The organism is Pseudonocardia hydrocarbonoxydans, assembly GCF_006539565.1.
GTDB classification, from domain to species: Bacteria; Actinomycetota; Actinomycetes; order Mycobacteriales; family Pseudonocardiaceae; genus Pseudonocardia; species Pseudonocardia hydrocarbonoxydans.
Map to the genome: position 1 here is coordinate 1 of NZ_BJNG01000010.1, position 11,111 is coordinate 11,111.

General features: G+C 76.9%; 13 protein-coding genes and 1 tRNA gene. 7 read left to right on the plus strand and 7 right to left on the minus strand.

The features are described from left to right. The 5 genes from PHY01_RS05320 to PHY01_RS05340 form a co-directional block, all read right to left on the minus strand. Positions 1–1,301: amidase family protein (locus tag PHY01_RS05320; protein ID WP_141277401.1), on the minus strand; the 1,301-nt coding region annotated here is incomplete at its 3' end. A 19-nt stretch (positions 1,302–1,320) separates the two neighbouring features. Continuing rightward, complete coding sequence (locus PHY01_RS05325) at positions 1,321–1,704, minus strand: carboxymuconolactone decarboxylase family protein (protein ID WP_141277402.1); 384 nt, start codon at positions 1,702–1,704, stop codon at positions 1,321–1,323. A 12-nt stretch (positions 1,705–1,716) separates the two neighbouring features. After that, entirely contained in the window at positions 1,717–1,965 is a 249-nt protein-coding gene (locus PHY01_RS05330; protein WP_141277403.1) for a carboxymuconolactone decarboxylase family protein, read from the minus strand. Positions 1,966–2,002: 37 nt separating this feature from the next. Beyond that, a tRNA-Sec gene (locus tag PHY01_RS05335) sits at positions 2,003–2,098 on the minus strand. Positions 2,099–2,113: 15 nt separating this feature from the next. Next, entirely contained in the window at positions 2,114–2,521 is a 408-nt protein-coding gene (locus tag PHY01_RS05340; RefSeq protein ID WP_141277404.1) for an STAS domain-containing protein, read from the minus strand. Between the two features lie 203 nt (positions 2,522–2,724). On the opposite strand from PHY01_RS05340, the gene PHY01_RS05345 reads away from it, so the two are divergent. From PHY01_RS05345 to PHY01_RS05370, 6 genes are all read left to right on the plus strand, one after another. After that, positions 2,725–2,997 carry a DUF2795 domain-containing protein gene (locus tag PHY01_RS05345; protein ID WP_141277405.1) on the plus strand — a complete coding sequence of 91 codons (273 nt, stop codon included), beginning with the start codon at positions 2,725–2,727 and terminating at the stop codon, positions 2,995–2,997. 30 nt (positions 2,998–3,027) lie between these two features. Further along, complete coding sequence (locus PHY01_RS05350) at positions 3,028–3,447, plus strand: acyl-CoA thioesterase (RefSeq protein WP_141277406.1); 420 nt, start codon at positions 3,028–3,030, stop codon at positions 3,445–3,447. Positions 3,448–3,461: 14 nt separating this feature from the next. Then, positions 3,462–4,421: an alternative oxidase gene (locus PHY01_RS05355; protein WP_141277407.1), complete on the plus strand. Its 960-nt coding sequence runs from the start codon at positions 3,462–3,464 to the stop codon at positions 4,419–4,421. A 120-nt stretch (positions 4,422–4,541) separates the two neighbouring features. Then, positions 4,542–5,273: an ABC transporter ATP-binding protein gene (locus PHY01_RS05360; protein ID WP_170183649.1), complete on the plus strand. Its 732-nt coding sequence runs from the start codon at positions 4,542–4,544 to the stop codon at positions 5,271–5,273. After that, on the plus strand, positions 5,270–6,847 hold the full coding sequence (locus tag PHY01_RS05365; protein ID WP_218030014.1) for a sensor histidine kinase: 1,578 nt from the start codon (positions 5,270–5,272) through the stop codon (positions 6,845–6,847). The genes PHY01_RS05360 and PHY01_RS05365 overlap by 4 nt, the downstream gene beginning before the upstream one ends. Then, positions 6,844–9,183 carry an FtsX-like permease family protein gene (locus tag PHY01_RS05370; RefSeq protein ID WP_141277409.1) on the plus strand — a complete coding sequence of 780 codons (2,340 nt, stop codon included), beginning with the start codon at positions 6,844–6,846 and terminating at the stop codon, positions 9,181–9,183. The genes PHY01_RS05365 and PHY01_RS05370 overlap by 4 nt, the downstream gene beginning before the upstream one ends. Before the next feature lie 6 nt (positions 9,184–9,189). On the opposite strand, the gene PHY01_RS05375 is transcribed toward PHY01_RS05370, so the two are convergent. Both PHY01_RS05375 and PHY01_RS05380 read right to left on the minus strand, forming a co-directional pair. Beyond that, positions 9,190–9,567: a response regulator transcription factor gene (locus tag PHY01_RS05375; protein ID WP_141277410.1), complete on the minus strand. Its 378-nt coding sequence runs from the start codon at positions 9,565–9,567 to the stop codon at positions 9,190–9,192. A gap of 6 nt (positions 9,568–9,573) precedes the next feature. Then, positions 9,574–10,233: a response regulator transcription factor gene (locus PHY01_RS05380; protein ID WP_141277411.1), complete on the minus strand. Its 660-nt coding sequence runs from the start codon at positions 10,231–10,233 to the stop codon at positions 9,574–9,576. A 140-nt stretch (positions 10,234–10,373) separates the two neighbouring features. On the opposite strand from PHY01_RS05380, the gene PHY01_RS05385 reads away from it, so the two are divergent. Continuing rightward, a complete protein-coding gene (locus PHY01_RS05385) occupies positions 10,374–11,096 on the plus strand; it encodes a hypothetical protein (protein ID WP_141277412.1) in 723 nt (240 codons plus the stop codon). Positions 11,097–11,111: the final 15 nt, after the last annotated feature.

Below are 11,111 nucleotides of genomic sequence, written 5' to 3' on the forward strand. Positions count from 1 at the left end.
GCCGCCGTGAGCAGCGCGGCCTCCGAGCCGGGGCGCCCGACGAGCTGCACCCCGACCGCCCGTCCGGCGATGACGACCGGGGCCACCATCGCGGGCAGCCCGGCGAGGTTCCAGGCCGGCGTGTAGGGCACCTGGCGGGCCTGCTGGAGCAGGGTGCGGGTGTAGCCGCGGCCGTGCAGCGCACCGGCGGCCGGGGCGGGCCCCGCGACGGCCGGGCCGATCATCAGGTCGTAGCCGCCCTCGTCGAGCCAGGCGACCATGCGCTCGCGCCAGGCCGCGCCCGCGTGCCGGCCGGGGCGGGCGCGGCGGCCCTTGCGCGCGACGGTCGCGGTGCGGGCCTCGACGCGGGCGGGGTCCAGCCGCAGCGCCGCCAGGTCGTGGGCGACGCCGGCGTGCCAGCGGCGCATCCACTGCGTGGCCAGGCCGCGTGGGTAGGGCGGGTCGGCCAGGGTGACGGTGGCGCCGCCCGGCCCGGCGCGCAGGCGTGCGGCGGCGCCGACGGCGGCGGCCCGGTGGTCGGGGTGCAGCCGCCCGAACGGCGACGGCACGCGCAGCGACAGCGCGATCCGCGACGGGCCGTCGTCGCCCAGCACCACGGGCGCGGCGCCCAGCACGGACAGCATGAGCGCGGCGTCCTGTGCGGTCCGGGCGAGCGGGCCTGCGGCGGACAGGCCGCACCAGTGCTGGTCGAGCCGGCCCGGCAGCGGCACCACGCCCGCGCCGGGCTTGACGCCGACGAGCCCGCAGTAGGCGGCCGGTATGCGGATCGAGCCGCCGCCGTCGGTGCCCAGCGCGAGCGCGGCCATGCCCGCGGCCACGGCGGCCGCGCTGCCGCCGCTGGAGCCGCCGGGATCCGACGCCTCGTCGAGCGGGTTGCGGGTGGTGCCCAGCTCGGAGTGGGTGAACCCCCAGATCGCCAGCTCCGGCATCCGGGTCTTGCCGACGACGATCGCGCCGGCCGCGCGCAGCCGTTTGACCAGCTCGTCGTCGCGGCGGGCCGGCTCGGCCGGGGAGGCGGCGCTGCCGTGCCGCGTCGGGTAGCCCGCCACGTCGACGCAGTCCTTGACCGCCACCGGCACGCCCGCCAGCGGCAGGGCGAACCGGTCGGCGCGGGAGTCGACGCCCTCGGCCTCGGCGATCACCCGGGCCGGGTCGACGACCTGGAACGCGCCGACGACGCCGTCGCGCGCCTCGATCCGGGCGAGATGGGCCCGGGCGACGTGGACGGCGCTGACGACGCCGTCGTGCACGCGCGCGGCGATGCCCGCCGCGCCCAGAGCCGTCAGATCGTCCGGGTCCATCGGCTCACGATCCCACTGATCAGGGGTTATCGGCCACCGACCCGCCGGGCGCAGCGTCAGCGGAGCCCGCATCGACACCGGGGGCGGGGGGCAACCGAACGGGGCACACCGCGCCGAGCATCTCCTCGGTGTCGTCGTCGACGTCGGTGTGGAACGTCGCGTGGAAGCGGTTGATCATGTTCGACATGCCGACGGTGAAGCAGAGCTCGATGATCTGCTTCTCCGTGAAGTGCTCCCGCAGGCTCGCGTAGAGCTCGTCGGTGATCGGTTCGAGCCGGCTCGACGCCCGCGCGTACCGGACGATCGCGGCCTCGTCGGGCTCGTACACCCCGTCGGGGAGCGGCTCCGCGCCGATCAGGGCGAGCTTCTGCTCGGTCAGTCCGGTGGCCCGACCGGCCACCACGTGGGTCGGGATTCAATAGTGGCAGTCGTTGGCGACCGACGCGCCGAGGTAGGCCAGCTCGTTCTGCGCGGGGGTCAGCGAGTTGCGGAAGTACGCCGCGGCGCCGAACTGCAGCAGGCCCTCGAGCACCTCCGGGTGGTTGCCGACGGCGCGGTAGACGTTGAGCGTGCGGCCGCGCAGCTCCTGCACGCGGCCCAGCAGGGCCCGGGCGTGCGGATCGGCGTCGGGATCGTCGGGGTCGACGAGCGGGAGGCGCTGCATGGCCGAACGGTACGGCCGGGAGCGGGTTCGCGCCGGGTGGCGGAGGCGGACGGGAATCGAACCCGCCTGGCCGAGGTCCTCGGCCACGTCGGTGTTGAAGACCGCGGGGGCCACCAGGCACCCTCACGCCTCCCCGGCACCCGGGTGATCAGACGGCGAGTGCCTCCGGCACACCGTCGGCGGTGTCGAACAGCGTGAGCAGGCCGGTGGCCTGCAGGGCGCGGGTGACGATGCGGGAGCCGCAGACCAGGCGCAGGCGGTGGCCGCGGCGGTCGGCGTCGTCCTTGCCCGCGACCAGGACGGCGAGGCCCGCCGAGCCGAGGAAGGTGACGTCGGTCAGGTCGAGCACCAGCAGGGGGACGGTCGCGATCTGCTCGTCGAGCTGGGCACGCAGCAGCGGGGCCGTCAGGGTGTCGACCTCGCCGACGACGTGGACGACCGTGGCGCCCTCGCCGTGGCCGACGACGTCGAACCGGATGACCTCGCCGACGTCGCCGCCGTCACCGGGCGACTCGGCACCGGACACCCCGCCGTCGACGGGGGGATCGACACTCATGCGCACCGGCTCCTCGAAGTGATCGCGGATCGCGGACTGGGGGCGCGGACTGTGTTCTCAAACCGCTGTCCAACCCTACGACCGGCCCAGGACGCACACAACATCACCCCCCGTCACCGGATCGGAGTAGTGGCGGCGGTTTGCCGGAATGTGATCCCGGGTACATCCGACCAGCCGAACCACTCGGCGGGAGGAGCGCCATCATGCGCAAGGGAACCGCGGCCGACGTCCAGCGGATCAAGTACGTCCTGGCCGGGATGACCTTCCCCGCCGCCAAGTGGCAGCTGATCATGCACGCCGAGGAGTACGGGGCCGACGCCGCCACCCGCTCCGACCTGTGGGGTCTGCCGGCGCACACCTACGACGGGGTCGCCGCCGTCGTGGCCGCGCTGGGGCTCACCGCCGCGCCGCCGCGGCGCGGGTTCCGCACCGCCCCGCCCGCGCAGGCCGCGGGGCAGGACCTGCCCTCCCACTGACCCGGCACGGCCGCCGGAGATCATGTCCGGATGGCCACCTTCTCCGTCCGGGTCGACGTGCGCAGCTACGAGCTCGACATGAACGGGCACGTCAACCACGCCGTCTACCACCAGTACGGCGAGCACGCCCGCAGCGAGCACCTCGCCGCCGCCGGCTGCTCGTTCGCCCGGATGCTCGAGCGCGGCTTCGGGATCGTGCTGCTGGAGACCCGCGTCCGGTTCCGGCGCGAGCTGCGCCACGGCGACGGGATCGACGTCGACTCGCGGCTGGTGTTCGGCACGGGCCGGACCTTCACCATGGACCACACGCTGCTGCGCGCCGACGGGGAGACCGCCGCCGAGATCGGGTGCGTCATGGGCCTGCTCGACCAGGGCACACGCCGGCTGGTGCCGGACCCGGCCGCCCGCCTGCGCGACCTCGCCACGGACCCGCAGGTCCTCGGGCTCTGACGGTCGGCGGGTGGGTGGCCACCCCCGTCCCGGGGACGGTGGCGCCCCGCCGGTGCGGGGCGCAGGCGGGCGGGCGGACCGGCGGGGCAGCAGGGTCGGCGCGGCGCCGCGACGGCGGCAGGCTCGTCCCCGACGCCGCCGGCCCCCGGTGGACCGCCCAGGAGGACCGCCATGACCGCCCCGACGCTCACCCGCCCGATCCGCACCGTCACCCCGACCCCCGCCGCCCCGTTCCGCACCGCCGCCCCGATCCGCGCCGCCCGATCCCCGCCGCCCCGTCCCCCGGGCCCGCCCCGCTCCCGCTGACGGCCGCGCAGACCCCGCGGCTGGGCCGGCGCGCGCTGATCCACGAGCACCGGGTCACCCTCGCCACCCCGCGCCGCCGCTACGGCCCCGTCGCGCGGCTGCTGTTCGTCACCATGGACCTGCTCTACGGCAGGCGCGGGTCGCTGGAGAAGTTCATGGTGCTGGAGGTGGTGGCCCGGATCCCGTACCGGATCTGGGAGAACGCGGCCTACCGGGCGCTGGACCGGCGCCATCGCGACACCGGCCTCGCCCACCGGATCACCGAGCGCATCGTGGAGAACCGGGAGCAGCAGGACAACGAGCAGTGGCACCTGCTGATCATCGGCGAGCTGGTGGCGGCGCAGGGCGGGGGCCGCGGCCGGCTCCGCTTCGGGTTGCTCCCGTGGCTGATGGCGGTGGGCTACTACCACGTGGCGTGGCTGCTGTTCGTCCTCGCGCCGCGGGCGTCCTACCGTCTCAACGCCGACTTCGAGGACCACGCCGAGCACACCTACGCCGAGTTCGTGGCCGCGCACCCGGAGCTGGAGCACCTGCCGCACCACTCGTCGTTCGCCCGGCGCTACGGCGCGTCCGGGTCGGTGGCCGACCTGCTGCGCCAGATCGGCCACGACGAGCGGATGCACAAGCTGGAGTCCGAGCGCTACCTGGCCGCGGAGCCGCTGCGGTAGGGACCGCGCGGTAACGGTCGGAGCAGCCCGTTCGACCATCCGCCGGGGGTGGTAGCACCACCTCCCTCGGTGGGGTCAGGGGGCGGGTGCCCCGGAAGGGGCATTCCTAGGGTGGTCCGGGTGGAGGAGCCGACGGGGCCCGCGCTGGTGGTGCGCGGCCTGCGCAAGACCTACGGGGCGGGCGGGTCCGGTGACGTGGCGGTGCGCGCGCTGCGCGGGGTCGACCTCACCGTCGGGCGCGGGGAGTTCGTCGCGCTGATGGGGCCCTCGGGGTGCGGGAAGTCGACGCTGCTGCACCTGCTGGCCGGGCTCGACGGCGCCGACGAGGGCTCGGTGGAGCTGGCCGGCACCCGCACCGACGACCTCGGTGCCGCCGCGCTGGCCCGGCTGCGCCGCCGCCACGTCGGGCTGGTGTTCCAGTTCTTCCACCTCATCGAGCACATGTCGGCGCTGGAGAACGTGGCGCTGGCCGCGCTGGTCGCGGGGGAGCGGCCGGCCCAGGCGGGGGAGCGGGCGCGCGACCTGCTCGACACCCTCGGCCTGCTCGACCGCGCCGGCGAGCTGCCGGGGGCGCTGTCCGGCGGGCAGCGCCAGCGGGTCGCGATCGCCAGGGCGCTGGCCAACCGCCCCACCGTCCTGCTCGCCGACGAGCCCACCGGCGCCCTGGACTCCGACGGCCAGGCCGAGGTGCTCGGCCTGTTCGGCCGCCTGCACTCGGCCGGGCAGACGATCCTCATGGTCACCCACGCCCCCGAGGTCGCGGACGCCGCGCAGCGGGTGGTCCGGATGCGCGACGGCCGGGTGGTCGATCACGGGCACGCGATCGGGGACACGGCGGGGGCGGCCTCGTGAGGCCGGGGGTGCGGGCGCGGTGGTCGCTGGTGGCGGCGGGCGCGCTGGTGGGCGCGGGGCTGCTCGCCGTCGCGCTGGCGGGTGCGCTGCTCGACGGGGGCCCGCCGCTGCCGGTCGCGCTGGGCGTCGTCGCCGGGTGCCTGCTGGCCGGGGTGCTGGCCGGGGAGGTGCCGCCGCTGCGCCGCGCGAGCGTCGCCGTGCTGGCGGCCGGCGCCGCCACCGGTGCGGTGGGCCTGGCCGCGGCGACCGGGCTGGTCACCGCGCTGCTCGTGCTGGGGCGCCTGCCCGTCGGGTCGGAACGCGAGCTCGGGACGCCGCTGCTGGTCGGGGTGGCCGTGGCGGCGGTGCTGGCCCGCCCGCTCGCCCGCCGCGCCGCGCAGGCCGCCCGCGCCGCCCTCTACGGCACCCGCAGCTCCCCCGACGAGCTGCTGGCCGCCGTCGCCGAGGCCCCCGGCTCGCGCGACGGCGACGAGGAGGACGACCTGCTGCGCCGCCTCGCCGAGTCGCTGCGCCGCGAGCACCGGCTCGCGCGGGTCGAGATGTGGTCGGTGCCCGCGGGTGGCGACGGCGACGAGCTGCACCGCACCCTCGCCGTGCCGGCCCGTGCGGGGGAGCCGGTGCCCGCCCCGCTGGACAAGGCCGATCTCGCGCTGCTCGCCCGCGCGGGCGTCGGCGGGCCGGGGTGGCTGCGGCTGTGGCTGCCCCGCCTGCTCGAGGGCCGCGACCCCGACACCCAGCTGCGCTTCGCCCCCGCGGTGCACGCGGGGCGGGTGCTGGCGCTGATCGTCGTCGAGCGCACCGGCGACGCCGACGCCCTCACCGGCGCCGACGAGCGCGCGCTCGGCGAGGTGGCCCGACGGCTCGCGATCGTGCTGCGCAACCGCGCACTGGACGAGGCGCTCACCGACACCCTCGCCGACCTGCGCCGCGCCAACGCCGAGCTGCAGGCCTCGCGCGCCCGCCTGGTCAGCACCGCCGACGCCGAGCGCCGCCGCATCGAGCGGGACCTGCACGACGGCGCCCAGCAGCACCTGGTCGCGATCGCGGTGGGGCTGCGCCTGGTGCGCGACGGGGCCCGGGACGCGGGCAACACCGCCGACGTCGAGCTGCTCGACGAGCTCGACCGCGGCGTCCGGGAGTCGATCGCCGCGCTGCGCGACCTCGCGCACGGCATCTACCCGCCGCTGCTGCGCGACGCCGGGCTGCCCGAGGCGCTGCGGGCGGCCGCCGCCCGCAGCCCGCTGACGGTGCAGGTGCACGCCGCCGACGTCGGCCGGCACCCCGAGCCGGTCGAGGCCGCCGTCTACTTCTGCTGCCTGGAGGCCCTGCAGAACGCGGCCAAGCACGCCCCGGGCTCCACGGTGGAGATCGAGATGGCGTGCCGCGACGGGCAGCTCGTCGTGGAGGTCAGCGACACCGGGCCCGGCCTGCCCGACGGGGGGACGCCGGCGGGCGCGGGCCTGCAGAACATGGCCGACCGGCTCGGTGCGGTGGGCGGTTCGGTGCGCTGGTCCTCCACGCCCGGCCTCGGCACGACCGTCACGGCGGCGGTGCCGGTGGGGTCGGCGGGATGAGTGCGGCGTGGGCCGTCGCCCGGGCCGAGCTGCGCACGCGATGGCGGTCGCTGCTCGTGCTGGGGCTGGTGCTCGGGCTCGGCGGCGGGGCCGCGCTCGGGGCGGTCGCGCTGGCCCAGCGGACGGCCACGGCCTACCCGCGGCTGGTCGAGGCCGTCCACCTCGACGACGCCCGGGTGGTGGTCCCCGACGACCAGCCCGGCCTGACCGCGGCCGTGTCCGGCATGCCCGGGGTCGCGCAGGCGTGGACCACCGACGGCTGGGTCGCGCAGGTCGAGGGGCCGGTGCTGCGCTACGTCTCGATCGGCGCCGGGGTCGACCAGCCTTCCGGGCTCGTCGACCCGGTGGTGGTGGCCGGCCGGCTCCCGGCTCCCGACGACCCCGGTGAGCTGCTGCTGGGGGAGCCCTTCGCCGAGGCGTCCGGCCTGGGCGTCGGGGACCGCGTCGTCCTGCGGCTGCTCACGCTGGAGGAGATCTCGCAGTTCGCCGTCGGCTTCGGGGAGCCGGACGGGGCGCGGGCGGAGATGGTGGTCGTCGGCATCGGGCGGATGCCGTACTGGGGCGGCGCCCTGTCCAACACCCTCGCCGGCCCGGCCTTCGTCCGCGCGTACGCCGCCGACGCCTCGATCCACCCCACCTACCTGCGCCTGGACGGCACCCCGGGCGCGGAGCAGGCGTTCTCCGCGGCGTTCACCGCGGCCGCCGCGCAGGAGCCCCCGTCGATCGTCGGGCAGTACCTGCCCGCGCGGGTCGAGCTGCCGCGCGCGGACGTCGACCCGGCGGTGGCCACCGCGGAGCGCGTGCTCACCACGGGCCTGGGTGTCGTCGCCGTCGTGCTGGCGGGGGGCGTGCTGCTCGTCGTCGGGCAGGGGTTGCTGCGGCACCACGAGTCGGCGCGCGCCGCGCAGCGCGTCGAGTCGGCGCTGGGCCTCACCACCGGCTCCCGGATCGGGGCGCGGACACTGGCCGCCCTCCCGGCCGCCGCCGTCGCCGGGCTCTGCGGGGGCGCGGTCGCGCTGGCGGCGGGGCGGCTGGAGGCGCTGGGCAGCCAGGCCCGGTTCGAGCCGACGCCGGGCTTCCTGGCGCCGTGGGGGGTCGCACTCGGCGGTGCGGCGCTGCTCACGGTGCTGTTCCTGCTGCTCGGGGCGGCCGCGGCCGCGGTGGCGGGCCGCCCGCGCCGGTCGCGCCCCGCCGTCCCGGGCGGCGGCGCGCGCCGGTGGCTGCCGCGGCGGCCCGCGGTGCGGGTCGGCATCGCCCTGCGCGGGGGACGGGTGCGGCGCGGCGTCGCCGGGACGCTCGCGGTGCTCGGGGCGGCCGCGGTCATCGCCGGGGTGGTGGCCGGGGCGACGTTCGGGGCCGGGCTGCAGCGCCTGGTCGACACCCCCGCCCGCTACGGCCAGCACGCCGACATCTCGCTCATCGACGCCCGCGAGGACGACGTCGCCGCGCTCGTGGCCGACCCGCGGGTCGCCGCACTCGACGTCATGACCAGCGCCGAGGCCGTCACCGCGGCGGGGGAGGGGTTCAAGGCCGTCGCGCTGGACCACCGCCTGGGGAACATGCCCGTCGAGACCCCGGCCGGGCGCCCGCCGCAGCGGGCGGGCGAGATCGCCGTCGGGCCGCGGCTGGCCGAGCGCCTCGGGGTGGTCGTCGGCGACGTCGTCGAGGTGGCGGCGCCCGGGGGCGCGACGGTGCCGCTCACCGTCACCGGCGTCGTGGTGGTGCTCTCGGAGGACACCGGCGAGATCAGCGCGCTGGGAGAGGTCGCGCTCGTGACGCCCGACCAGCTGGTCGCGGTGACCGCCGGGGAGCCACTGGTGGGGGCCTACCTGCAGGCACGGCCGGGCCAGGCCGGGCCGCTGTTCGACGAGCTGTCGCGCGACCTGGAGGTGTTCCTCGCCGAGACCCCGGCCGAGATCCGCAACCTCGCCGACATCGTGGCGCTGCCGGAGCTGCTGGCGCTCGGGCTGGCGCTGGTCGGGGCGGCGGGCCTGGTGCACGCGGTGGTCACCGGGGTCCGGCGCACCGCGCCGAGCCTCGCGGCGCTGGCCGTGCTGGGCGCCACCCCGCGGCAGGTGTGCGCGACCGTCGTCGTCATGGCCACCTGGATCGTGGTGCCCGCGCTGCTGGTCGGGGTGCCGCTGGGGCTGGCCGTCGCGCGGCTGCTGTGGTGGGAGGTGGCCACCTCCACCGGGGTCGGCGGCGACGTCGCGCTGCCCGTCGGGCTGCTGGTCGCGATCGGGCCGGTGGTGCTGCTCGCCGCGGTGCTGGCGTCGCTGTGGCCCGCGCTGCGGGTGGCGCGGACGCCGCCCGCGACCGTGCTCCGGGAGAGCTGAGCGCCCTCACGTCGGGGTGGGGGCGTTCTCCCACAGCGCCCGCAGCGTCGCCGGCCGCAGCTCCTCCTTGTGCAGGTACGCCGCCACCCCCGGGCTGTCGACGGGGAACGGCAGGTCGGCGCGGGCGTAGCTGGAGCACAGCACGACGACGGTGCCCGGCACCCGCTGCACGATCACCGCGGCGGCCTCGACCCCGCTGATGCCGGGCAGCCGGACGTCGAGCAGGACGAGGTCGGGCCGCAGCGCCTCGGCGAGGGTGACCGCCTCCTCGCCGGTGGCGGCCTCGCCGACCAGCAGGAACCCGGGCGTGCGGGCCAGCACGGCGGCCGCGACGAGGCGGAACGGCCGCTGGTCGTCGACCACGAGCACCCGCACCGGGCCCATCGGGGATCAGTCCTTCTGCAGGTACATCAGCACGGCGCTGACGCGGCGGTTGAGGTCGCGCTCCTCGGAGAGCCCGAGCTTGGAGAAGATCGAGTTGGTGTGCTTCTCGATCGCCCGCTCGGAGAGCACCAGAGTCGCGGCGATCGCGGCGTTGCTCTTGCCCTGCGCCATCTCGCCGAGCACCTCCAGCTCGCGGGGGGTGCACCGGTCGAGGTCGGAGGGGGCGGCGCGGTTCGCCGCCACGAGCCCCTCGATGACGGTCGGGTCGATCACCGAGCCGCCCGCGGCCACCCGGCGGATCGCCTCGGCGAGCTCGTCGCCGTCGGCCACCCGCTCCTTGAGCAGGTAACCGCGCCGCGCCGTGCCGCCCGCGAGCAGCGACAGCGCGTACGGCGCCTCGGCGTACTGGCTCAGCACCAGCACCCCGATGCCCGGGTGCTCGTCGCGCAGCCGGGTGGCCACCGTGATGCCCTCGTCGGTGTGCGTCGGGGGCATCCGGATGTCGGTGACGACGACGTCGGGCCGCTCGCGGTCGACGAGCGCGGTCAGCGCGGGGAGGTCGGCGGCGGCGCCGACGAGGGTCAGGTCCTCGGCGGCGTCGACGAGCCGGACCAGGCCCGCGCGCAGCAGGGCGTTGTCCTCGGCGAGGACGACTCGGGTGGGCACGACGACGAGCGTAGGACGCCGCACCGGCCGCTGCCGGGGGTGCTGGCACCACTCCCGATCGGCCAGGGAACACCGGTCCGGCGCCGGGCCGTCCCGAGCAGTCTTCTCCTCACCAGACCGACCGATCCGAGGAGCCCGCCATGACCACCACCGCCCCCGCCGCCGACCTGTTCTCCGCCACCGACGCCCCCGTCGCCCCCGCCACCCGCTTCCGCCGCCGCGCCACCGGTGCCGTCGCGGTCGTCGCCGGTCTCGTCACCGCGGCCGGGTTCGCGGCGACGAACTGGGAGAGCGCGGAGGGGAAGCTCGCCTACCTGGACTCGCTGGTGGCCGACCCGGTCCGCAGCCAGGTCGCGGCCCTGCTGCTGCACTACGGCTACCTGGGCATCGTCCCGGTGCTGCTCGCCCTGGGGATCATGACCCGCCGCCGCAGCCGGATCGCCGGCAACGTCGGGATGGCGCTGGCGGTGCCCGGGGCACTGGCCCTGCCCGGCCTGCTCGTCACCGACTTCTACGACATCGCGATCCGTCAGGGCCTGCCCGCCGACCAGGCGGTGGCGGTGTCCGACGCCGCCCAGTCCCTGCCGCTGGCGGGCGCCCTGCTGGCCGGTCCGGTCCTGATGCTCACCTTCGTGGGCATGACCGTCCTGGGTGTGGCCGCCTGGCGCGCCGGGTTCTTCCACTGGGTCCCGACGCTGCTGGTCCCGCTGATGGTGGTCGGGGCCGTGGCGCTGCCGATCGGCGCGGTCTCGGGGCTCGTGCAGGGCGCGTGCCTGGGACTGTTCATGGTGGCCGTCGGCGTCGCGGTGCTGCGGATGACCGACCAGGAGTGGGTCAGCGGCTCGCGAGGGGCGGGCCGCTGAACCACCCCTCCCGCC